This is a genomic window from Paenibacillus xylaniclasticus (genome assembly GCF_004001065.1).
GTDB classification, from domain to species: domain Bacteria; phylum Bacillota; class Bacilli; order Paenibacillales; family Paenibacillaceae; genus Paenibacillus_T; species Paenibacillus_T xylaniclasticus.
Genome location: NZ_BIML01000004.1, coordinates 185,932 through 209,265 on the forward strand (window position 1 = coordinate 185,932; position 23,334 = coordinate 209,265).

Sequence of the window (23,334 nt, forward strand, 5' to 3'; positions counted from 1 at the left end):
CGGATTAATTAGATGCTTAGATCGATGTACTCCGGTGTATCCGGTATGCGCGGTTTTCAAACAAAGCTTGATGTAATCGGCAACAACATCGCGAACGTAAATACGGTTGGTTTTAAAGCCGGTCGCGTTATGTTCAAAGATATTCTGAGCCAAAGCGTAGCAGGTGTTACTGCACCGGTAGAAGAGACTACAGGTGGTACGAATGCAAAGCAGGTTGGTCTTGGCGTATCCATCGCAGCGATCGATACGCTGCATACGGCGGGCAGCGCGATGACAACTAACGTTCCGACGGACGTTCGGATTGACGGCGACGGATTCTTCGCTGTAAAAGCGAACGATGATCAAGAAGCACCATTCTTGACGCGTGCCGGAAACTTCTATCTGGATGCCGCACGTCAGCTTGTCACGGCAGACGGATATTTTGTACAAGGGGTTGGCGGAGTAAATATCATCCTAAATGAAGACGTCACATCTTTCTCGATTTCGCAGGATGGCACCATTGTCTCGATTAGCGCGGACGGCACAGCCGAGCCGACCGAATATAAGATCGGCGTCGTTAAAGTGACGAATCCAAGCGGTCTTGAGAAAGTTGGCAGCAACATGTATCGGGTAACGCCAAACGCAATTCTAGAGGGAAATGACTTCGATGTAATTGAAGCGAACAGTGCCTTGAATGGTACTGGTGCTATTATCGCTGGCCAGCTCGAAATGTCGAACGTCGACCTGACGAATGAATTTACGGAAATGATCGTAGCACAGCGCGGATTCCAAGCGAACTCCCGCATTATTACGACTTCCGATGAAGTGCTGCAAGAAGTCGTTAACCTGAAACGATAAGCTTGGCCGCGGAGGAGGTTAATCATCCGCCTTCTCCGCGGATCTAGCCAATGCTTACGAAGCCTGCTCTGGCGTATATACCGGAGTGTGTGCAGCATAGGAGGAAGCGTATGATTGGCTTAACTCGATTGAATGGAACGAGCTTCGTTATTAATGCATTATTAATTGAGACGGTTGAAGAGACGCCTGACACGCTTATTACGCTAACAACTGGCAAGAAATTACTTGTTCTCGAAAAGTCTTCGGAAGTGATTTCGCTCGTTCAGAGCTATCTTCAAACAATTGGCGTCGTTGCGGCGACCACAAAGAGCGAGCAAACGGAGGGACCCTCGACATGAAAAAAATGTTACCGTGGTTAATCTCGATCCTATTAGCGATTACGCTAATTGCGATCGTCGCCATCATATTGTTAAACTCGATGTTTGACGACTCCGGCGACAAGAAAACCGTTACGGAGCCGGCGAAAGTAGAGGCGTTGTCTGCCGATGAGCGAGTAGAAGTCACTTCTGAATTGAAAGATATTAAACGCAATACGTTGGACAACGATTACATACTGATCGCGAACTTCGCGTTCCAATTGGACAGCAAGAAATCGAAGGAAGCGTTCGAGAAAATTAAAGATATTCAAATTCGTCCAATCGTAAACCGCGTCATCGCGGATATGACGGTCGACCAGCTGAACGGCTCGAAAGGTCAAGATCTGTTATCCTCGAAGCTGCTCAACTTGATCAACCAAGAGCTTCCTGAGAAACAAAAACTGGTGAAGGTCGATATTACCTATTTCCTCTTGAGCCAAATTTAATCCATTGACCGGTATACCTGTAGGGGGGTGAGAATGTGGTTGATGTGTTATCGCAGAATGAAATCGATGCGCTGCTTGCAGCTCTTTCATCAGGCGAGATGGATGCCGAGGAGCTGAAAAAAGAAGATACGCAGAAAAAAGTACGCGTATACGATTTTAAGCGGGCGCTTCGATTCTCGAAGGATCACATCCGCAGCTTAACGCGTATTCACGAAAACTTTGCGCGATATTTGACAACCTATTTCTCCGCGCAGCTGCGGACATTCGTCCAGATCAGCGTCGTGGACGTCGAGCAGCTTCCGTATGATGAGTTCATCCGTTCGATTCCGAAGATGACGATTCTGAACATCTTCGAAGCGGAGCCGCTCGAAGGACGGATGGTACTGGAGGTTCATCCGAACGTCGCATACGCCATGTTAGACAGGCTGCTTGGCGGCCAAGGTACAGCACCTTCCAAAATGAACGCTCTGACTGAGATTGAAATGACGGTCATGGAGCGGATATTTAGCCGGGCATTCGACAGCTTGCAAGAGGCTTGGAAAACCGTGCTTGATATTTCTCCTCGTCTGGAGGCGCTGGAGACGAATCCGCAGTTTATGCAAATTGTATCACCGAATGAAACGATAGCACTGATCTCATTAAGCACCAAAATCGGGGATACGACGGGGATGATCAATCTATGTATTCCACACGTCGTTATCGAGCCGATCATGCCGAAGCTTTCCGTGCATCACTGGTTCGTGTCGCAGAAGAAATCGCGTTCACCTGAAGAAGTGGACGTGCTGGAGCAGCGACTGAATCGAGCGCAGCTGCCGATTACCGTCGAGTTAGGAGAATCGGAGATTAACATCCACGAATTCCTTAACTTGAATGTAGGCGACGTTATTACGCTAAACAAGCCGGTAGGCGAAGGACTAAACATAAAAGTCGGCAACAAGCTCAAATTTATCGGAAGTCCTGGCTCGATCAAAGATCGGGTGGCCGTGCAGGTTGACGAAATTGTCAGCGAAGGAGTAGAGGAAGAACATGACGAGTAAAGACTACTTGAGTCAGGAAGAGATCGATGCTTTGCTCCGGCAATCGTCAGGCGATTCGGAGCCTGAACAAGCCGGTGATCTTGAGGCCGGTGATCTTATTGAGGGAATTGAAAAATATTTAAGCAACATCGAACAGGATGCTCTCGGTGAGATCGGTAATATCACGTTCGGCAGCGCGGCGACTGCATTGTCTACGCTGCTTGGCAAGAAAGTTGATATCACGACACCGCAGGTGACGCTCGTAAAGCGTTCTGAGCTCAAAAAGGTGTTTCCGAAGCCGCATGTGGCTGTGTCTGTCGAATACGTGGACGGCTTCCAAGGCATTAACTCCCTCGTTATTAAGACGCACGACGCACAGGTTATCGCCGATCTGATGCTGGGCGGCGAGGGCAATGTACCTCCAGGAGAGTTGAATGAGATTCATATAAGCGCTGTTCAAGAGGCAATGAACCAAATGATGGGGTCCTCGGCAACATCGATGTCGACGATCTTCAATCGTTTTGTTAACATTTCACCTCCGGGCATCAATATTTTGGACGTAGAAGGCGGTAACGGCGTTAATTCACTGCCGCAAGAGGACGTGTTCATTAACGTCTCGTTCCGACTGATGATTGGTGACTTGATTGATTCGACGATTATGCAGCTGCTGCCAATTTCGTTCGCGAAGCAAATGGTTGCAACACTCATGGGAGGTATGGATGAAGAGCCAGCCGCCGCTGCTGCGTCTACGCCAGCTGCTACGGCAGTACCTGAAGCAGCTGCAGCGGCTCCAGTGCAAGATACGGCTTCAGTACCTCCTGTGCACGCACAACAGCCGCCAGCGTATGCACAGCAGCCACCGGCGTACGCACAGCAGCCTCCTATGTATTCGGAGCAGCCGCCGATGTATGCACAGCAGCCGCCGATGTATGCGCCGCCTCAAGGGCCGAATACATACGGACAAGTGCCAAATCGTAACGTTAATGTTCAGCCTGTCCAGTTTGCAAATTTCCAAGGAGCACCATATGTTCAGTCAGACGACACAAATCTAAATTTGCTTCTCGACATTCCGCTCAAAGTAACGGTAGAATTGGGTAGAACCCAAAAGCAGATCAAGGAGATTTTAGAATTGTCGCAAGGCTCGATTATTGAGCTGGACAAGCTCGCTGGTGAACCGGTTGACATTCTGGTTAACAACAAGCTGATCGCGAAGGGCGAGGTCGTCGTCATCGACGAGAACTTTGGTGTCCGCGTTACGGATATCGTAAGTCAGTGGGACCGCATGCAAAAAATTCAATAACATCCTAGGGGGAAATTTGAACGATGGCAAACCGTATTTTGATCGTAGATGATGCAGCATTTATGCGTATGATGATCCGCGATATTTTGACGAAGAACGGATATGAAGTTGTCGGAGAAGCGCCGGATGGCTCGGTAGCTGTTGAGAAGTTCAAGGAGCTGAAGCCGGACTTGACGACGATGGATATTACGATGCCGGAGATGGACGGAATCGTCGCTCTGAAAGAAATTAAGAAGATCGATCCGAACGCTAAAGTTATTATGTGCTCCGCAATGGGTCAGCAAGCGATGGTTATCGATGCGATTCAAGCAGGCGCAAAAGACTTTATCGTGAAGCCGTTCCAAGCAGACCGGGTAATTGAAGCCATTAAGAAAACACTCGGTTAGGCCATTCTTATTATGAAGAAGAACCAGATTCGAATCGCGGCGCTCGCGACAGCCATAATGCCTATGACGGCATTGAGGGCTGCCGCGGCGTCCGAAGGACTGGAGAAATCGGATACGGTACAGCCTGCGACTTATGGCAGTATGACAGGGAATCTCGTAACCGTACTGATCGCACTTGCAGTCGTTATCGGACTTATCATTTTTGCAATCAAGTTTTTGGCACGCCGTAACAGAGGATGGGGGACGAATCGAGCGCTCCGCGCACTCGGTGGAATTCCTCTAGGACAGAACAAGTCCATTCAAGTTGTTGAGTTAGCCGGCAAGGTTTATGTCGTCGGTGTTGGCGATGACGTCAAATTAATCGACCGGATCGATGATGCGGTGGATGCGGCTAGAATTATTCAAGAGATGGAACAAACGAGCGGCGCGGGCTGGAATTCAGCGGCGTTCTCGGATCTGATGAACCGATTCCGCAATCGTGGCAATCAAGCAAGCTCCGAGTCGAAGGGATCGAACGAAGGGCCAGATTTCGAGCTCATGCTGCGCCAGAAGCTGGATGAGCAGTCGCAGCGCAAACAGCAGGTCGAAACACTGCTTCGCTCCTCAAATCAAAGCGATCGGTTGATGGACGATGAATAAAAAATGGATAGTTGCAGCCGGCGTTGTGCAGCTCGTGTTGTGGGGCTTGTTTCAATCCCATGCTTATGCGGAACCGCTGCCGAATATTAGCATTGATATTGGTGACGGCTCTGATTCAGCGACGCCAGGCACTAGTGCAATATCGATCCTGCTGCTGCTGACCGTACTTAGCATCGCGCCGGCAATTCTCGTACTGATGACAAGCTTTACCCGAATCGTCATCGTGCTTGGATTTGTTCGGACGTCGCTCGGTACTCAGCAAATGCCTCCTAACCAGGTGTTGATCGGCCTTGCGATGTTTCTTACCTTCTTCATCATGTCGCCTACACTTGCCCAAGTGAACGATGTTGCTCTTCAACCGTATTTGAAAGGTGAAATCACTCAGACACAGGCGCTTGAGAAAGCGGCAGAGCCGATGAAGAAGTATATGTTCTCGCAAACCCGTGAGAAGGATTTGCTGCTCTTTATCAAATATACGAAGACGGAGAAACCGGAAAGCTATCAGGATATCCCGATTACGGTTCTCGTTCCTGCATATGCGATAAGTGAGCTTAAAACAGCGTTTCAGATGGGCTTTATGATTTTTATCCCATTCTTAATTATTGATATGATCGTTTCCAGTACGCTGATGGCGATGGGGATGATGATGCTGCCACCGGTCATGATCTCGCTGCCGTTCAAGATTTTGCTGTTCATCCTCGTCGATGGATGGTACTTGGTCGTCAAGTCGCTGCTAATGAGTTTTAATATGACCTAGCGGAAAGGAACGAGCATGCGATGAGTGCGGAATTTATTATCGGGTTGGCTGGTGAAGCGGTATTCATCATTTTGAAGACAAGCGCACCAATGCTAGTCATCGGCCTTGCAGTTGGCTTGATTGTCAGTATCTTTCAAGCGACGACACATATTCAGGAACAGACGCTTGCGTTCGTGCCGAAGATCGTAGCTGTATTCGTGGCCATGATTTTCTTCGGACCGTGGATACTGAATACGCTGGTCGACTTTACGTATAACATTTTGAATAACTTGTACAAATACATCGGATAGGCTGGTTAAAAGAATGGAGCTGATCGAACAGGGGTTCCCTATTTTTTTGCTAATCTTTTGTCGAATGACAGCATTTTTCGTCGTCGCCCCGGTCTTCTCTATGCGTGGAGTTCCAACAACCTTTAAGATCGGTCTTGGCTTCTTCATTTCGCTAATCGTTTTTCTTACTTACGGAGTGAAGGAAACCGCTGTATTGGATGCGACATATATATTGCTTGTTTTTCGCGAAGTATTAGTCGGTCTGCTTCTAGGCTTTGTCGTCTATTTGTTCTTCACGGTTGTCCAGACGGCCGGTGCCTTAATGGACATCTCAATGGGCTTCGCCATGTCTAACGTCGTCGACCCTCTTACCGGGGCAGCATCACCGATCATGGGTAATTTGAAGTATATGATTCTGATTCTGGTCTTCTTATCGATGAACGGGCATCATTACTTGTTGACATCCTTAATGGACAGCTATCAATGGCTGCCGCTCGATAACGACCTGTTCTCAGAAATCTATGACGGCAAAGTATCCAATTTCATCGCTGTCACGTTTACCGAAACGTTTATGCTGGCTTTCCAGATTGCATCGCCGATTCTAGTTGCGATGTTTCTGACAGACGTAGCACTTGGCTTCCTAGCGAAGACAGCGCCGCAATATAACGTATTCATAATCGGCATGCCGCTAAAGATCCTCTTAGGATTGTTTATGCTCGTACTTGTTCTACCGACGATGTCGGGAGTACTAGAGCATTTGTTCACGGCCATGTTTGATCGATTGAATAGTCTGCTTGCCATGATGAAGAGACCGGATGCCGGATAATGAACGGTCTGACTGAAGGCACCAGCGCCCAATGTAGGAGGTGACCGCATGACAGCGAGCAGACCGCAGTATCGATTGAAGCTCGATCTTCAGCTGTTTAACCAGGAGAAGACCGAGAAAGCAACACCGAAGAAGCAGCGTGAGGCTCGTGAGAAAGGGCAGGTCGCCAAATCCAACGAGTTGCCAGGAGCCTTCATCTTTTTGTTCGTATTCATGAGCTTTGCCATGATCGGTCCTTATTACAAGAGCAGGCTTCTATCGTTATTCGGTGATTTATTCGAGGATTGGCTGACGATGGAGCTGACGACCGGCAATGTGATGTCGCTGTTTACGGAACTGCTGACCGAAATGCTAATCATACTGGCGCCGGTGTTCGCAATTGCCGTCGTCGTAGCTCTATTGGCCGGTTATATGCAGGTTGGGTTCTTGTTGACAGGGAAGTCATTGGCGCCGAAGTTCAGCAAGCTCAATCCGTTAAAGAATGTTAAGGAAATGCTATCCCTGAAGACGCTTGTCGAGTTTCTCAAAAATATGCTGAAGCTGATTGTTATTGGTCTCATCGTATTTATAACCTTAAAAAGCGAATGGGGACGCATACTTCAACTGGATACGCTTCCTGTTACTTATCTACTCAGCTTTACAGGTGGTATAGCACTAAAGCTTGGTATTGAAGTTGGGGCAGTACTCGTCGTGCTTGCGATCGCAGACTACTTCTATAACAAATATGAGCATAACAAAAGCTTGAAGATGTCTAAGCAGGATATTAAGGACGAATTCAAAACGACCGAAGGTAACCCGCTGATTAAAGGACGAATTCGAGAACGTCAACGGAAGATGGCCATTCAGCGGATGATGCAGGAAGTGCCGAAGGCCGATGTCGTCATTACGAACCCGACACACTTCGCCGTCGCCCTGAAGTACGATGCTTCCAAGATGGAAGCCCCGGTCGTAATTGCCAAAGGTATGGATTACGTGGCACTGCGTATACGGGAAAAAGCCAAGGAGCACGGCGTCATTACGATGGAAAACAAGCCGCTCGCCAGAGCGCTGTACGACCGATCGGAAATCGGCGATTCGATTCCTTCGGATCTGTTTCAAGCGGTGGCTGAAGTGCTGGCATATGTATATAAGCTGAAAGGTCGAGTGAAATCATCTTGAAACGGGGGAACACTTCATGAAACCAAGGGACCTGGTCATCCTGATCGGCATCATCGGCATCGTGCTCATGATGGTTATTCCCGTCCCAACGCTCCTAATGGACGTGCTTCTCATCATTAATATTTCTGCAGCGCTCATGATTTTGCTCATATCCATGAATACGAAGGATGCGCTGCAATTTTCGATCTTTCCATCTGTACTCTTAATTACAACACTATTCAGGCTCGCTCTGAACGTTTCGACGACACGCAACATATTAGCCCGCCATGAAGCGGGCGAGGTCGTCGAAACCTTCGGCAATTGGGTGGCAGGCGGGGAGATCGCAGTTGGATTTATTGTCTTCCTCATTTTAGTTGTCGTCCAATTCATCGTTATCACGAAAGGCTCGGAGCGCGTTGCAGAAGTGGCAGCAAGGTTTACGCTCGATGCGATGCCCGGCAAACAGATGAGTATCGACGCCGATCTAAATGCCGGACTCATTAACGAGCAGCAGGCGAAGGACCGTCGTTCCAAAATCGAACGGGAAGCTGACTTCTACGGCGCAATGGACGGCGCAAGTAAGTTCGTCAAGGGTGATGCCATTGCCGCAATCGTCATTTTGTTCATTAACTTAATTGGCGGTTTCATCGTTGGTATGGCCATACACGATATGGACTTCTCTGATGCTATGCATACATACTCGATTCTAACGATCGGCGACGGTCTCGTCAGCCAGATTCCGGCATTGCTTATTTCGACAGCATCCGGCATGATCGTTACACGTGCTTCGTCTGAGGGTAACCTAGCGGATGATCTATCTGGTCAAATGCTAAGATATCCAAAGCTGCTTTACATCGTTGCAGGAACGATTGCGCTTCTCGGCTTCTTTACTCCAATCGGCTGGTTCCGTACGCTTCCGATCGCTGCGATACTCGCGTTTGGCGGATGGCGGCTGCAGAAGAATCTTAATAAGCAGCAGGAGGAAGAGGAAATGCTTGTCGAGGAGCAGCAAATCGAGGAAGTGCGAAGTCCGGAAAGCGTCATCAGTCTTTTGCAGGTCGATCCGATCGAATTCGAATTCGGCTATGGTCTTATTCCGCTGGCAGATGCGCAGCAAGGCGGCGATTTGCTTGACCGGATCATTATGATAAGGCGGCAATGTGCTCTAGAGTTGGGGCTCGTTGTACCGGTAATCCGGATACGGGATAATATTCAGTTAAAGCCGAACGAATATGTAATAAAAATTAAGGGCAACACGGTTGCTCGCGGCGATCTGCTGCTTAACCACTATTTAGCGATGAGCCCAGGCTTTGATGATGAGTCCATTGTCGGTATCGAGACGACCGAACCTGCTTTTGGTCTTCCGGCGTTGTGGATTGACGAAGCGATGAAAGAACGTGCTGAGCTGTCTGGTTATACGGTTGTCGATCCACCATCGGTCGTAGCAACACATTTGACCGAAATTATTAAGCGCCATGCACATGAGCTGATTGGTCGTCAAGAGACGAAAGCGCTGGTCGAGAACGTGAAGGAGAACTATCCGGCACTTGTCGACGAGCTTATACCGAATGTGCTTACGATCGGCGATGTTCAGAAGGTGCTTGCCAAGCTGCTTAAAGAAAAAATATCGATTCGCGATCTTGTCACAATATTCGAAACTCTTGCGGATCAAGGCGCCTATACGAAAGATACGGACGTGCTGACCGAATATGTTAGACAATCGCTCTCGCGTCAAATTACGCAGCAGTTTTCGCCGAACGGTGAAATGCTTCGCGTCATTACGGTCGGACCGACACTCGAGAAGAAAATTGCCGAAGCCGTGCAGCAGTCTGAGCAAGGCAGCTACTTATCGCTCGATCCGGTTGCAACCCAGCAAATTTATCAGAAGCTCTCTGAGCAAGTATCGAAGCAAATTCAATCTGGCAATCAACCGGTTGTACTTGCCTCTCCTACGATTAGGATGTACTTGCGGAAGCTGGTAGAGCGGACGATGCAGGATATTCCGGTATTGTCCTACAGTGAGCTGGAGCCGAATATTGAAGTACAAAGCGTCGGGGTGGTGAATCTGTGAGAGTAAAGCGTTACTTGGTTAACGAAGTATCCGAAGCGCTACCACTTATTCGCAGTGAACTAGGTAAAGATGCCGTCATACTAAGCACGAAAGATATTAAGACTGGAGGCTTCATGGGGATGTTCCGCAAGCGAATGACTGAAGTTGTCGCTGCGGTCGAATCTGGAGCTTCTAAGCCTAATCCTGTCAAGACTGCTTCCGCTGCTTCAACGAAAGCAGCAGCAGTTCCAGTACGTACGGCTAGTTCAGCAGCTGCTGCATATGCCGGCAAAGCAAGGAATGTAACCAATAGCGGAAATTCTGCTGCCGCTTCAACAGCGGTTTTGGACCGGCCCGATCCGAAGCTTCATGCGGAGCGGGCAGCGGCGCTTTTGCAGGGAGCGGCGTCTCAGGCTAAATTGCCCGGCGAGACTGGCGAGGCTGTGCCAGTGACTACTAATCCGTTAGTCAAGAAGGACAACCCGAGAGCGATAGAAGCAGCATTAATTAATGAAATAAAAGATATGAAAGAATGGATCATGAAGCTGTCTCGTCAGAAGGAGCAGGATATGCAGCCCGAGACGGTTCAGCAGCTTCGTGCACGGCTGGAAGAGCAGGAGGTTTCGGCCGTATGGATTGACAAATTAATTGATCAGCTTATACAGCAGGCTGAAGAGGGACTCGATTTAACAGATGCTAATCAGCTTTGGCAGCGTGCAGCAGCAGTATTGACCGGCTGGCTTAAGCCATACGAGCATCCTGGCATTGAACAGTCGGATCGTGCTATTTACTTCGTTGGACCAACTGGCGTTGGCAAGACGACCACGATAGCGAAGCTGGCAGCTGAACAAACATTGAAGAGAGGCCAGAAAGTCGGTTTCATTACATCGGACACGTACCGAATAGCGGCGGTCGATCAGCTGCGAACGTATGCGAATATTTTGAACGTTCCGATGGAAGTTGTATTCTCACCGAATGAAGTTCCGCGTGCGTTCGAACGCCTTGAGGAATGCGACCTTATCTTTATGGATACGGCGGGCCGAAATTATCGGAGTGAGCTGCATGTATCCGAAGTGAACAGCCTGTTAAATACACACCACTCGGGTAAAGCATTTTTAGTCATGAGCCTCACAGGCAGAACGAGCGATATGGCTGTCATTGCACAGCGGTTTATTCCATACGGAGTACGGCTGGCCGTCTTCACGAAGCTCGACGAAACGACTGTGTATGGTTCGTTACTGAATATCGTGATGGAATATGGCTTACAGCCCGTATATATCGCGAGCGGGCAGACTGTTCCGGACGATATCGATTTGTTCCGTGCTGAGGACTATATTGCATTGCTGCTAGGGGATTCGACCGATGCATGATCAAGCTGAGACGCTGCGTAACCTGGTACGCAACAGAGAGAAGCTGCAAGCAGGACGAGGAACGCGTATCTTGACGGTAACGAGCGGCAAGGGAGGCGTAGGCAAATCAAATTTCAGCTTGAATTTTGCTCTTGCCTTACAACAGCTTGGTAAAACCGTGCTTGTGTTCGATGCCGACATCGGCATGGCAAATTTAGATGTATTAATGGGGCATAACGCTACGTATTCCATTTATCATTTGCTGCAGCAGGACAAAACCATATGGGATATTATCCAGCTCGGTCCGCAAGGCTTACATTTTGTAGCCGGAGGATCTGGGTTGAAGGATTTACTGCAGTTATCGGATATGCAGCTCAATAAATTTATTGAGCAACTCGACAACCTGCAGGGCAAATATGATTACTTATTGTTCGATACAGGCGCGGGCTTGTCCAAAGAAGCCGCCGCGCTAATTGCGGCGGCGAACGAGACGATTGTCGTCACAACGCCCGAGCCTACCGCCATAACCGATGCTTATGCACTGATGAAGATGGTTCGTTCCTTCGGACATGAGCCAGCATTCCGCCTTGTCATTAACCGTGTGATGGACGCGATGGAGGGAAGGCAGACAGCGGACAAAATTGCGATGGCTGCGCGTAAGTTTATGGGGATTGAGGTTCCACTGCTCGGTGTAATTGCTGATGATCCGAATGTTAGCAAAGCCGTGAGGCAGCAAACTCCATTCACCATTGCGTATCCGACGTGCAGTGCATCAAAAGGAATTCAATCAATAGCAAGAACTTTCCTCGATATGCCGGCGCTTCGTGAACCGACAAACGGTGGTATCAAAGGATTTCTGCACAAGATGGTTAGGCTGATGAAATAATCCTTTGGATTACGGGAGGGCTTCCATGATGCCGTATCGCGTACTTGTAGTGGATGATTCTCCTTTCATGCGGGCTATCGTATCTGATCTCGTAACGAAAGATGAACAGTTTGAGGTCGTCGCCACTGCTCAGAATGGCAAAGAAGCTATCGATGCGATCGAAGCTTTTAAGCCGGATGCCGTGACGATGGACTTGGAAATGCCCGTCATGAATGGACTCGAATCTTTGAAACAAATTATGAGCTTTAGACCGCTTCCCGTTATTATGTTGTCCGGGATTAGTGAAGAAAACACGCGGGATACAATTAAAGCCTTGCAAAGCGGCGCTTTCGATTTTATCCGTAAGCCGGCGATTGATGGTTCTGTTGATATTGATCAAGTCGGCGAGCAGCTGCGTGATAAGCTGAGAATTGCAGTGTTAGTTGGACGTAACCGTCTGAAACCGGAAGCAAAGAAAACGTCACGCATTGAGGAAGTCGTTCCGCTTAACGAAGAACGGCTTCGTCCGAGGGATAATCCTTCGGTGAAAGCCGAGCTACCGGGAGCTCCACCTCGAAGTGGGGGTGGCAAGAGTATAGCTAAGCCGGTTAGTAAAAATTCAGGCGTATCTGCTGCACACAAAGGGCCTGCCGCGCAACCTGTAATTAAGAAGCTTCCACCAGCAGATTCCAGCGGTCCGGTGCGACGAAGTAAAGAAGCACCGCCACCGGTGGAGCCTGCTGCAGCACCTTCTGCAACGAGTAAGCCTAGAGGATCTACAGTATTCGACAGTATCGTACTGATCGGAACATCTACTGGCGGACCGAAGGCGCTCCATGAGGTGATCAGCTCGTTGCCGCCGCGGCTTAAAGCACCAGTACTAGTTGTGCAGCATATGCCGCCTAATTTTACCCGCTCGCTAGCCCAACGGCTAGATGCATTCAGCGCTGTACGCGTTACGGAAGCTGTACAAGGGGAGAGAGTTGAGACTGGCAGCGTATATATTGCTCCGGGCGGCTATCACATGGAGTTGGCTAAGGATCGAAACGGCTACTACGTGAAGCTTACACTTGATGAAGCGCGAAATGGTCATCGGCCTTCCGTCGACGTATTGTTCGAATCCGCTGTTCAGTTTCCGGAATTGAACCGTCACGCAGTGATCATGACGGGAATGGGCAGCGACGGAGCGAAAGGGATGAAGGCGCTTCGTGACAGCGGTGCGAAGACGACGGTGGCGGAGTCGGAGCAAACGTGCATCGTATACGGTATGCCGCGCTCGGCTATCGAGCTCGGCGCAGCTACCAACGTGCTCCCGCTTCCTCGAATTGCAGGCTTTGTAGTAAACGCACTAAGCAAGCAAGGACAGCATTAAACAGGCAAGTACACGATAGGCGAAGTAACTAACGGAGGTGTCGGGGCATGGACATGAACGCATATTTATCAATGTTTATTGATGAATCGAATGACCATCTGCAAGCGCTCAACGAAAATTTGCTTAAGCTAGAGAACGATCCTGGTGATATCAGCATCGTTCAAGTCATTTTTCGTTCAGCACATACACTCAAAGGGATGTCCGCGACGATGGGATTTGAGGATCTCGCATCGCTGACTCACGAGATGGAGAACGTACTGGATCTTGTACGCAATAGCAAGCTCGCGATGGACAGCTTTATTTTTGACACATTGTTTAAAGGATTGGATGCGCTCGAAGCGATGGTTCAGGATATCGTTGGCGGCGGAACAGGTAAAGCGGATGTAAGCAGTATTGTGGCTGCTTTGCAGTCGATCGTGAAAGGCGATTATTCAAAGGACTCGCAGCCGTCTGCAGAAAGTTCAGCGCCGACGAGCGGTGGAGTAAACACATCCAGTGGCGCACTGCTCGACGTTTTCCAGCAATCCGTCTTGAAGCAGTCGATTGAATCAGGTAACAGCGCTTTATACATAAAGGTGACGCTGCGTGAAGATTGCGTTCTGAAAGCAGCTCGTGCCTATATGGTATTTGACGTACTTGAAAACAACGGAGAAGTGGTGAAGTCTGAACCGTCCGTACAAGACTTGGAGCAGGAGAAGTTCGACCGCTCGTTTATCGTCTTCACAATCTCCAATACGAACGCTGACGAACTGAAGAAGCTGATTGAATCGGTTTCTGAAGTTGAGTCTGCAGAAGTCGTGTCACTCGATGCCGAGTCGCTGCAAATGTACGGGCCGGGGGCAAGCAGTCAGCAGCAGAAGCAGGCTGCCACTCAGTCTGCTCCTGCACCAGCTCCAGTAGAGAAAGCTAAAGATGATGCCGCACGTCCAAAGCCCGCCGCGAGAACACAGACCGCTGCAGCGGGAACGGCCGTCGCGAGCCGAACGATTCGCGTCGATATCGACAGGCTTGACTCGCTGATGAATCTGTTATCCGAGCTTCTAATTGATAGAGTCCGGCTAGAGCAGCTCTCGAGCGAAATCAAACGAAGCGATCTGATTGAGACGGTCGAGCATATGACTCGCGTCAGCTCGGATTTGCAGGATATCGTATTAAAGCTGCGGATGGTGCCGGTCGAATCGGTATTTAACCGTTTCCCTCGAATGGTACGCGACATTGCGAAGCAGCTGGAGAAGAAAATTGATCTTGTCATTACCGGGGCTGAAACTGAGCTTGACCGGACGGTTATTGATGAAATTGGCGACCCGCTCGTTCATTTGCTTCGTAACTCACTTGACCACGGGGTTGAGATGCCGGCCGATCGGGTCGCTGCAGGCAAGTCGGAAACAGGTACTGTCAATTTGCGTGCGTTCCACAGTGGTAATCACGTCTTTATAGAGGTCGAAGATGACGGCAATGGTATTGATGCAGCCAAAGTAAAACGAATTGCTGTGAAGAACGGCGTTCTGTCAGAGGAAGAAGCGAACAAGTTAACGGAAGAGCAAGCACAAATGCTTATCTTCGCACCAGGCTTCAGTACCGCTGATAAAATATCGGATATATCCGGTCGCGGTGTTGGTCTGGACGTCGTCAAAACGAAGATTACATCGCTTGGCGGCCATGTAACCATTCGTTCGCAGCAGGGTAAAGGCACGATATTCTCGATCCAGCTGCCGCTTACACTGTCCATCATCTCGGCGATGCTCATTCAAATGGGCTCGGAGAAATACGCAATCCCGCTCTCGTCGATTGTTGAGACCGGTATTATTAAGCGAGACAGCATCGCTACCGTTCAAGGCAGTAAGATGATTGAATTCCGAGGAACCGTTATCCCTGTCGTTTCGCTTGCAACTGTGCTGGACGTGCCGGATTACCGCGAGGATGAAGAGGAAGAAACGGAAATCGTTGTTATTCGCAAGAATGATAAGCTTGCCGCACTCATGATTGATTCGTTTATCGGTCAGAGTGAAATCGTTTTGAAGTCGCTCGGTAACTACTTGCCAGCTATTAAGGCGATATCAGGAGCTACGATTCTTGGCGATGGCCAAGTTGCACTTATTATCGATCCGAATGCTTTCATTAAATAGAGGAGGGAATACGCATGGGAGAAGAATTGAAAGTAATCGTTTTCGCGCTTGGTGAGGAACAGTACGGTATCGAGGTTGATAAAGTACGCACAATTGAACGGATGCAGCCGATTACAAGAGTTCCAAAGGCGCCAGGTTTTATTAAAGGGGTAATTAATCTTCGTGGTATCGTTGTTCCTGTTCTCGATTTGAGAGGCCGCTTTGGATTAGAGGAGACGGCAGCAACAGAAAATTCACGCATTATTATTGTTGCAGCTAACGAACTGGAGGTTGGCTTTATCGTAGATTCGGCGAATGATGTCATTGATATCGACTCCGATATGATTGACAGCCCGCCGGAAGTTATTGGCGGTATTAAAGCTAAATATTTGCAAGGTATTGCGAAGATTGGAGACAGTCAGCTGCTCATCATGCTTAATTTGTCGGAAGTATTGAACCGCAAAGAAATTATTCAGCTCGAACAGTTAGAGGTATAGACCGTGAGCGGGGTGTACGGTATTGGAGCCTTCAAACTGGACGTTCTGAAGGAAATCGGCAATATCGGGGCGGGCAACGCAGCAACTGCGTTGTCCCGTCTGCTGGACAAACCTGTTGACATGGCGGTTCCGCAAGTTTCGCTGCTTCCTTTCGAGCAAATCGCCGATATTGTCGGTGGATCTGAACAGATCGTGATCGCTGTCTATTTACGAGTAGAAGGCGATGCGCCTGGCAACATGTTCTTTATTATCGAAGAGCCTTCGGCAAAGCGAATCATGCACCAGCTTATGTCGTTCGAAATTAGAGAGCAGGAAGGATATTCTGAGATGGAGCTGTCCGCGCTATGTGAGATTGGCAACATCTTGGGCGGTTCTTATTTATCGTCTCTGGCTGATTTCACTGGTTTATCGCTAATGCCGGCTGTACCGGCCGTAGCAGTGGATATGGCAGGTGCTATATTATCTTACGGTTTGCTGCAATTTGGCGAAATGGGCGATTCTGCACTGCTGATCGAGACATCCTTTTTAGAGGGCAGGGACTTGCTGGAGGGGCATTTTTTCTTCATACCGGATCCTGATTCCTTCAACAAAATATTCCGAGCGCTAGGGGTTACGGCCGAATGATGCAGCAAGTAACGGTAAAGGTCGGTATGGCTGACATGAATATTGCAACAGATGGCGCTCTAATAAGAACGACAGGGTTAGGATCGTGTGTTGGTGTAACCTTGTATGATTCAGTTGCCGGCATTGCGGGAATGGCTCATATAATGCTTCCCTCTTCTGAAATTGCTAAGGAGTCATCCTTCAATGTTGCTAAATATGCGGATTCCGCTGTACCTGCTCTAATCGCTCGTATGGAAGAAGCCGGAGCATCCGTAAAGCGAATGGTAGCCAAATTAGCTGGAGGAGCACAAATGTTCGCGTTTGCTTCACAGAGCGACACGATGCGGATTGGACCTCGTAACATCGAATCTTGCAAGCATGCGCTGCAATTGACATCTATCCCAATTCGGGCGGAAGATACAGGAGCGAATTACGGGCGTACAATCGAAATGGACAGCCGTACCGGCATTCTAACGATTCGAAGTGTTCAGTTTGGAATAAAGGAGATTTAACATGATTGGAACATGGCGCTGGAATATTGGTTTCGGAGCGGCAGGAAGTGTGCTGACATTGTTGTTCTCATTGAATGGGAACACGCTTGCTGTTAGTTGCATGAGAGCTGTGTATGCGTTTGGCGCATTTTTCTTGGCGGCTTATTTGTTCAGGGCGATCTTGAAGCTTGCACTAACGCCGCAGCCTTCTATTCCGGTGAGCCGTTCCGTTACGCAAGACAACCAGTCGGGACAAGCTAGTGCATTCGAGGCGGTTACGCCTGACGAAACAGAAGCGCTGCACGACTTGCTGAAACCGAACTCGACAAAGTCTGCTGCGGCACAGGCGGATACCGGATCGAACGGTTTTCAACCGTTGAATCCGCCTAAGCTTGTGTCAACGCAAAATAAAGAACCGGAAGAACTAGCCAAAGCAATACGTCACATGACGGGAGGCTGAGACGATGATTGAGCCGAAAACGCCTCATTTGTCTAACATCGAGAAATGGCGCAAATGGAAATCGGAAAAGGACATCGAAGCGAAGAAGCAACTCATTGAACAATATTTGCCACTGGTTGATTATGTGACAAGCCGAATGGCGATTGGACTACCGAAGACGGTATCGAAGGATGATTTGTACAGCAACGGTGTAATGGGGCTGATCGATGCGATTGAGAAGTTCGATTACGAGCGCGGATTGCAATTTGAAACGTATGCGTCCTGGCGTATTCGCGGTGCAATCATTGACGGACTTCGTCAAGGAGACTGGGTGCCTAGATCAGTTCGGGACAAGGCCAAAAAGATTGAAGAAGCGTATCAGCATTTAGAACAACAATATTTGCGTTCGGTTACAGACGCGGAGATTAGCAATTATTTGAACATCACTGAGAAAGAGTACAATGTCATGCTGCAAGAAATTGCCGTGACGACGATATGTTCGTTAGAGGACCCGATCCGCGAGGAGGAGTCTGAGACGAGACTGTCTTTATTAATTGACGAGAAAGCGAAAAACCCGGATTATAAAGTACATGAGTATTATTTGAAGGAATCGCTTGTGAAAGGTATCGAACGTCTGACGGAGAAGGAACGGACGGTCGTATCTCTATTTTATTACGAGGAATTATCGCTCAGCGAAATTGCAGAAGTGATGTCGTTATCGCCTTCTAGGATATCACAGCTTCACTCGAAAGCTATACTGCGGCTTCGCGGAGCTTTAGCTAAACATAAAGATCAATTGCTCCAAAATACTTAATTCAAGGAGGAGCCGTCGTGGCTGAGGCATACAATTTGGAGTCGTTCATACGGATCCAAATCGCGCCGGATAAACTTTCTGCTTATTTGCAGTTTAACCGTGCCGATGATACTTTCGAATGTTCGCCCGAAGCTCTGGAACGATTTGTGAAGAGCAACGGTGTCGTGTATGGATTGCAATATGATGTTATTCATAAAATTGCCAAAAATCCGAAAGACTACTTATATAATCAGACACTTATCGCTTCCGGAGATCCGCCTCAGCAAGGAGAGGACGGCTATATACGTTTTGTTATCGACTTGGGCGATGAGCAGGGCCATCGCCCGGTTGAAGCATCTGACGGGACCGTAGATCTAAAGGAAGTGCAACGAATCAATAACGTTAAGCGAGGGCAGTTGATCGCTGAGAAAGTGGAAGCGACGATGGGACGCGCGGGCATGAGCGTAACAGGCGTTGAGCTGGCTGGACGTAACGGCAAGGAAGGACGCTTTAAGGTTGGCAAGAACGTTGTTCTTAATGCGGAGCAGACGGCAATGTATGCCGCTATTGATGGTCAGCTGACGAAGACAGAGAATGATAAAATCAATGTGTTTCCGGTCTATGAAGTCAATGGCGACGTTGATTATCGGACGGGCAACATCAATTTTGTCGGGACGGTCGTTATTCGCGGTAACGTGCTGACTGGATTCCGTGTTAAAGCATCCGGTGATATTCGTGTAATTGGCGGTGTGGAAGGGGCGGAAATTGAGGCAGAAGGTTCCATTGAAATTACTGGAGGCGTTATGGCCGGGGATAAAGGTTATCTGAAAGCCGGCAAAAATATTAAATTATCTTTCGTTCAAGACGGTAAGCTGATCGCTGGCGATACGATCACTGTTTCCCAGAGTATTATGCACTCGCAGCTCAAAGCAGGGAAGCAGGTGTTATGCACCGGTGCCAAAGGATTAATTGTCGGCGGATCAATCCAGGCTGGAGAGCGTGTAGTGGCACGGACTATTGGCAATACGATGTCAACTGCTACGTCCATTGAGGTCGGCGTACGTCCGGAACTGCGCGGTGAGCTGCAAGATCTAAAGATGTCGCTTCGTCAGATGACAGATTCGTTAGATAAGACGGAGAAGGCTCTTGGCCTCTTGGACCAACTTGCGCTAAGCGGACAGTTATCCGAGGATAAAATGGCTCTTCGCATAAAGCTTAATGCTACTAAGAGGAAGACGATGGAACAGATCGATGAAAGCCGCGAGCGCATATTCGAAATTGAGAAGACGCTTGAGGAAACGGACATTGCCCGAATTGATGTGGCCAATACGTGTTACGCTGGGACGAAGATCGTAATCGGCCGCTATACACGATTTGTGAAGGATTCGGCGAATCGAATTTCGTTTCGTTTGAAGGACGGCGAGGTTGCAATGGTTTCGTACTAGGAAACCGATGCATAACGCATGAAGAGAGGAGAGTGCGAGGATGACCTATCGTTCCATCGATCTTCAGACATCGGTAGCCCGGATACCTGAAATGTCGGTTAGTCACAGTCATACGATGCATAAGCCGACTACCGATCAGCTGTTCGTTGCAGACCAAGCAGCACGAGAACAAGCTCGTGCACGCACCCGTAATGAAAAGCTGGAGAAAACGTCGGAATCAGCTATTCGAGATGGGGGCGCCAAGCAATCGAAGAATAATAAGGAACGTAAGCGGGAAGGCGATCCCACCCATCAAGAGCTGTCTGATCATATCCAGCCTGCCGTCCATCCGTACAAAGGCAAATCGATCGATCTATCGATGTAAATAGCAGCATGCTGTAGCTATTCCGCTGCAGCAAGAAGCAGGTGAAATGATATGAATATGGCGCCATGGGGCTATGTTGTTTTGTTAGGCGCGTTTATCGTCGTATTCGGCTTAACCCGGCCGCGTCCGAAGCAGGACGAACCTTCAGCCAAATCAACGATGAACATGGAGATTGCGCTAGAGCAATTTATGGAAAATATGGAGTCGGATAACCGTGAGCTTGTTGAGCTCGTTAAGCAGTCCCAAGAGGACAATGCTCGCCAGTTGGCGCTACGTGAGAAGCGCATAGCCGACTTGGAAAGCCGCTGTGCCGATCTGGAGATAAAGCTCCAGCAATCGCTCGTTCAGGCGGCTTCCGGCGTTAATGTGCCTGTAGTCCCGCAGCCGGAGACAGCACCCGCATCTGCTGCAGATGAACAGCATGGGACAGCTGCTGTGGAGCCGGAGCTGAATCGACCATCAATTCGCAGTCGTTATCCGGAGCTGTTCGAATTGTATGATCAAGGCAAATCGATCGAAGCTGTTGCACGCAAGATTGGGAAGAATAAAGGTGAGGTTCAGCTAATTATTCAGCTCGCGAAGCAGGAGGAGGGCGCACATGCTTAAGGAGCGTCGTTTTCTTGTAGGCTTCGGATCTGGCATCATCGTCGGTGGCTTGCTGCTTCAGCTCATGATTACCGGTCAGCAGGAGCCTTCTGAGTATTTGAATTCGGATGAGAAGCTGTATACCGAGCAAGAAGTGCAGCAGTTAATCGACGAGGCTAAGAAGGAGGCTGCTACTGAGAATCAGGCAGAGCAGTCCAGTGATATAGATGAAGCTGTTGAAAGCAAGACGTCTGAGAATCCGTCTGAGCCTGCCCAGCCGAAACAGCCTTCTTCGCCGGAACAACCGTCTGAGCCTACTGCTCAATCTAGTAATGAGAGTGCAGCTGCACCTGAAGAACCGACTTTGCCTGCTTCTGGAGCGGCTACTAAGCCTGAGCAGCCTGCATCCGATCAAATAGAGGAGCCGTCTCTTCCGGAAGCGGATGAGAAGGCAGCTGCGATCGTCATTCGGATTGAGCCGGGGATGAATCTTACTGAGACAGCCGAACTGCTCTCCGACAAAGGTATTATTACGAGCGAAAGCAAATTTATCAAGCAGATGAAGAACAGCAAAAAGCTTGTAAGGGCCGGTTATTTTGTGTTCAACGGACAGCCGACGCTCGAAGAGACAATTAACACGATCACAAGCCAGCCGCTGACTGAAGCACAGGCGAATCGAATAAAGTCGAAATCTTGATAAAAAACACGTCATGCTCGCTTGCATGGCGTTTTTATTTGTGATATATTAGTTGACGGTGTTAAAACACACGCCCTGTTAATTCCATCAACGGTGCTTGCCGGGACGGTAAGTTTTGATGGGAGATGCGACGGGCGGAGGAAATTCCAAAACCATTTTATAGGAGGTGTAGTGGATATGGCGGTAATCTCCATGAAACAGCTTCTCGAAGCTGGTGTTCACTTCGGTCACCAAACTCGTCGTTGGAATCCGAAAATGGATCGTTATATCTTCACCGAAAGAAACGGCATTTACATCATCGACCTTCAAAAGACGGTCAAAAAAGTTGACGAAGCGTACAACTTCATTAAGTCTGTTGCTGCAGAAGGCGGCACGGTACTGTTCGTCGGTACGAAGAAACAAGCTCAAGACTCTGTTAAAGAAGAAGCAACTCGTTGCGGCAACTTCTACATCAACCAACGCTGGCTCGGCGGCACGCTGACGAACTTCCAAACGATTCAAAAGCGTATCGACCGTCTGAAACAGCTTGAGAAATGGGAAGAGGACGGCACGTTTGAAGTTCTCCCTAAGAAAGAAGTTATCATTCTTCGCAAAGAAAAAGACCGTCTCGAGAAATTCCTCGGCGGCATCAAAGGTATGAAAGGTTTGCCAAGCGCGCTGTTCGTTATCGACCCGCGTAAAGAGCGTATCGCAGTAGCGGAGGCTCGCAAGCTTGGTATCCCAATCGTAGGTATCGTTGATACGAACTGCGATCCGGACGAAATCGACTATGTCATCCCAGGTAATGACGACGCTATTCGTGCAGTTAAGCTGCTCACTTCGAAGATGGCTGACGCTATCGTGGAAGCGAACCAAGGCGAGCAAACGACAGCGTAACGTATACTCGGCATACAACAAGAAAGGGTGGTCAGAAGGTGTTACGCCTCCTCACCGCCCTTTTTTCGAACATGAATGAAGAACGTATATTCAGGAGGTAATAGTATGGCAGTAAGTGCGAGTGCAGTTAAAGAACTGCGTGAAAAAACGGGCGCAGGTATGCTCGATTGCAAGAAAGCTCTGGACGAAGCGAACGGTGATATCGAAAAAGCAACAGCGCTTCTTCGTGAGAAAGGCTTGGCGGCTGCAGCTAACAAAGCAGGTCGTATCGCTACGGAAGGTGTAGTCGAATCGTACATTCACGCAGGCGGCCGTATTGGCGTCCTCGTCGAAATTAACTGCGAGACGGACTTCGTTGCGAAGACAGACCAATTCCGTGAGTTCGCACGCGACATTGCAATGCAAATTGCAGCGGCTAATCCTAAATATGTTCGCCGCGAAGAGGTTTCGGCTGAAGATCTTGAGAAAGAACGCGAGATTCTGAGAAACCAAGCGCTTAACGAAGGCAAACCAGCCAACATCGTTGAGAAAATGGTTGAAGGCCGTATTGGCAAATATTACGAAGAGTTCTGCCTCCTCGAGCAACCGTTCATCAAAGATCCGGACAAAAAAATCTCGACACTGCTCAATGAAAAAATTAGCACGATCGGCGAGAATATTTCGATCCGTCGCTTTGCTCGCTATGAGCTCGGTGAAGGCTTGGAGAAAAAAGTTGACAACTTCGTAGAAGAAGTTATGTCGCAAGCTAAACTGTAATCGTACTTACAGCGGCGGGGCGGGGTATTGGCCCCGCCCTCTTGTATGCCCGGCGATCATGGCACATAATCTCATCAA

General features: G+C 49.0%; 27 protein-coding genes. All 27 read left to right on the forward strand.

All coding sequences use genetic code 11. From position 1 onward, the window contains the following. Positions 1–12 precede the first annotated feature (12 nt). The 27 genes from flgG to tsf all read left to right on the forward strand — a co-directional run bounded on the left by flgG (position 13) and on the right by tsf (position 23,256). Positions 13–837, forward strand: a complete 825-nt coding sequence (gene flgG, locus PXY01_RS06310) for a flagellar basal body rod protein FlgG (protein ID WP_127568408.1) — start codon at positions 13–15, stop codon at positions 835–837. A 110-nt stretch (positions 838–947) separates the two neighbouring features. Then, complete coding sequence (locus tag PXY01_RS06315) at positions 948–1,175, forward strand: flagellar FlbD family protein (RefSeq protein ID WP_127568410.1); 228 nt, start codon at positions 948–950, stop codon at positions 1,173–1,175. Then, positions 1,172–1,639 carry a flagellar basal body-associated FliL family protein gene (locus tag PXY01_RS06320; RefSeq protein ID WP_127568412.1) on the forward strand — a complete coding sequence of 156 codons (468 nt, stop codon included), beginning with the start codon at positions 1,172–1,174 and terminating at the stop codon, positions 1,637–1,639. Before PXY01_RS06315 ends, PXY01_RS06320 begins: the two co-directional genes overlap by 4 nt. A 35-nt stretch (positions 1,640–1,674) precedes the next feature. Beyond that, positions 1,675–2,676, forward strand: coding sequence for a flagellar motor switch protein FliM (gene fliM / locus PXY01_RS06325; protein ID WP_127568414.1), 1,002 nt, complete (start codon positions 1,675–1,677; stop codon positions 2,674–2,676). Then, a complete protein-coding gene (gene fliY, locus PXY01_RS06330; RefSeq protein ID WP_127568416.1) occupies positions 2,666–3,955 on the forward strand; it encodes a flagellar motor switch phosphatase FliY in 1,290 nt (429 codons plus the stop codon). Before fliM ends, fliY begins: the two co-directional genes overlap by 11 nt. 23 nt (positions 3,956–3,978) lie before the next feature. Further along, a complete protein-coding gene (locus tag PXY01_RS06335) occupies positions 3,979–4,341 on the forward strand; it encodes a response regulator (RefSeq protein ID WP_127531897.1) in 363 nt (120 codons plus the stop codon). 12 nt (positions 4,342–4,353) lie between these two features. Then, on the forward strand, positions 4,354–4,980 hold the full coding sequence (locus tag PXY01_RS06340; protein WP_127568418.1) for a flagellar biosynthetic protein FliO: 627 nt from the start codon (positions 4,354–4,356) through the stop codon (positions 4,978–4,980). After that, positions 4,973–5,737 carry a flagellar type III secretion system pore protein FliP gene (gene fliP, locus PXY01_RS06345; protein WP_127568420.1) on the forward strand — a complete coding sequence of 255 codons (765 nt, stop codon included), beginning with the start codon at positions 4,973–4,975 and terminating at the stop codon, positions 5,735–5,737. Before PXY01_RS06340 ends, fliP begins: the two co-directional genes overlap by 8 nt. Positions 5,738–5,757: 20 nt before the next feature. Further along, positions 5,758–6,027: a flagellar biosynthesis protein FliQ gene (fliQ, locus tag PXY01_RS06350; RefSeq protein ID WP_127568422.1), complete on the forward strand. Its 270-nt coding sequence runs from the start codon at positions 5,758–5,760 to the stop codon at positions 6,025–6,027. A gap of 13 nt (positions 6,028–6,040) precedes the next feature. Continuing rightward, positions 6,041–6,832, forward strand: coding sequence for a flagellar biosynthetic protein FliR (gene fliR / locus PXY01_RS06355; RefSeq protein WP_127568424.1), 792 nt, complete (start codon positions 6,041–6,043; stop codon positions 6,830–6,832). Between the two features lie 48 nt (positions 6,833–6,880). Continuing rightward, complete coding sequence (flhB, locus tag PXY01_RS06360) at positions 6,881–7,990, forward strand: flagellar biosynthesis protein FlhB (RefSeq protein WP_127568426.1); 1,110 nt, start codon at positions 6,881–6,883, stop codon at positions 7,988–7,990. A 16-nt stretch (positions 7,991–8,006) separates the two neighbouring features. Next, positions 8,007–10,040 (forward strand): flagellar biosynthesis protein FlhA, encoded by a 2,034-nt coding sequence (gene flhA, locus PXY01_RS06365; RefSeq protein ID WP_127568428.1) that lies wholly within the window; start codon positions 8,007–8,009, stop codon positions 10,038–10,040. Continuing rightward, positions 10,037–11,389 (forward strand): flagellar biosynthesis GTPase FlhF, encoded by a 1,353-nt coding sequence (gene flhF / locus PXY01_RS06370; protein ID WP_127568430.1) that lies wholly within the window; start codon positions 10,037–10,039, stop codon positions 11,387–11,389. Before flhA ends, flhF begins: the two co-directional genes overlap by 4 nt. Then, entirely contained in the window at positions 11,382–12,254 is an 873-nt protein-coding gene (locus tag PXY01_RS06375) for a MinD/ParA family protein (RefSeq protein WP_127568432.1), read from the forward strand. The genes flhF and PXY01_RS06375 overlap by 8 nt, the downstream gene beginning before the upstream one ends. Before the next feature lie 25 nt (positions 12,255–12,279). Continuing rightward, on the forward strand, positions 12,280–13,605 hold the full coding sequence (locus tag PXY01_RS06380; protein ID WP_127568434.1) for a protein-glutamate methylesterase/protein-glutamine glutaminase: 1,326 nt from the start codon (positions 12,280–12,282) through the stop codon (positions 13,603–13,605). A gap of 47 nt (positions 13,606–13,652) precedes the next feature. After that, positions 13,653–15,731, forward strand: coding sequence for a chemotaxis protein CheA (locus PXY01_RS06385; protein WP_127568436.1), 2,079 nt, complete (start codon positions 13,653–13,655; stop codon positions 15,729–15,731). A gap of 14 nt (positions 15,732–15,745) precedes the next feature. Further along, on the forward strand, positions 15,746–16,207 hold the full coding sequence (locus PXY01_RS06390; protein ID WP_127568438.1) for a chemotaxis protein CheW: 462 nt from the start codon (positions 15,746–15,748) through the stop codon (positions 16,205–16,207). A gap of 3 nt (positions 16,208–16,210) precedes the next feature. Further along, positions 16,211–16,831, forward strand: coding sequence for a chemotaxis protein CheC (locus PXY01_RS06395; RefSeq protein WP_127568440.1), 621 nt, complete (start codon positions 16,211–16,213; stop codon positions 16,829–16,831). Continuing rightward, positions 16,828–17,322, forward strand: a complete 495-nt coding sequence (locus tag PXY01_RS06400; protein ID WP_127568442.1) for a chemotaxis protein CheD — start codon at positions 16,828–16,830, stop codon at positions 17,320–17,322. Before PXY01_RS06395 ends, PXY01_RS06400 begins: the two co-directional genes overlap by 4 nt. Position 17,323: 1 nt before the next feature. After that, positions 17,324–17,761: a hypothetical protein gene (locus tag PXY01_RS06405; RefSeq protein ID WP_127568444.1), complete on the forward strand. Its 438-nt coding sequence runs from the start codon at positions 17,324–17,326 to the stop codon at positions 17,759–17,761. 4 nt (positions 17,762–17,765) lie between these two features. Continuing rightward, positions 17,766–18,554, forward strand: a complete 789-nt coding sequence (locus PXY01_RS06410; RefSeq protein WP_127568446.1) for a FliA/WhiG family RNA polymerase sigma factor — start codon at positions 17,766–17,768, stop codon at positions 18,552–18,554. A 17-nt stretch (positions 18,555–18,571) separates the two neighbouring features. Beyond that, positions 18,572–19,978, forward strand: coding sequence for a flagellar assembly protein A (locus PXY01_RS06415; RefSeq protein ID WP_127568448.1), 1,407 nt, complete (start codon positions 18,572–18,574; stop codon positions 19,976–19,978). A gap of 40 nt (positions 19,979–20,018) precedes the next feature. Next, the gene (locus tag PXY01_RS06420) at positions 20,019–20,342 is read left to right on the forward strand and encodes a hypothetical protein (protein ID WP_127568450.1); all 324 of its coding nucleotides are present in this window, start codon (positions 20,019–20,021) and stop codon (positions 20,340–20,342) included. A gap of 51 nt (positions 20,343–20,393) precedes the next feature. Continuing rightward, positions 20,394–20,948 (forward strand): hypothetical protein, encoded by a 555-nt coding sequence (locus PXY01_RS06425; protein ID WP_127568452.1) that lies wholly within the window; start codon positions 20,394–20,396, stop codon positions 20,946–20,948. Beyond that, complete coding sequence (locus tag PXY01_RS06430) at positions 20,941–21,624, forward strand: hypothetical protein (protein WP_127568454.1); 684 nt, start codon at positions 20,941–20,943, stop codon at positions 21,622–21,624. The genes PXY01_RS06425 and PXY01_RS06430 overlap by 8 nt, the downstream gene beginning before the upstream one ends. A gap of 177 nt (positions 21,625–21,801) precedes the next feature. Then, on the forward strand, positions 21,802–22,500 hold the full coding sequence (gene rpsB / locus PXY01_RS06435; RefSeq protein ID WP_127568456.1) for a 30S ribosomal protein S2: 699 nt from the start codon (positions 21,802–21,804) through the stop codon (positions 22,498–22,500). A 105-nt stretch (positions 22,501–22,605) separates the two neighbouring features. Further along, positions 22,606–23,256: a translation elongation factor Ts gene (gene tsf, locus PXY01_RS06440; protein WP_127568458.1), complete on the forward strand. Its 651-nt coding sequence runs from the start codon at positions 22,606–22,608 to the stop codon at positions 23,254–23,256. The last annotated feature ends 78 nt before the right edge of the window (positions 23,257–23,334 follow it).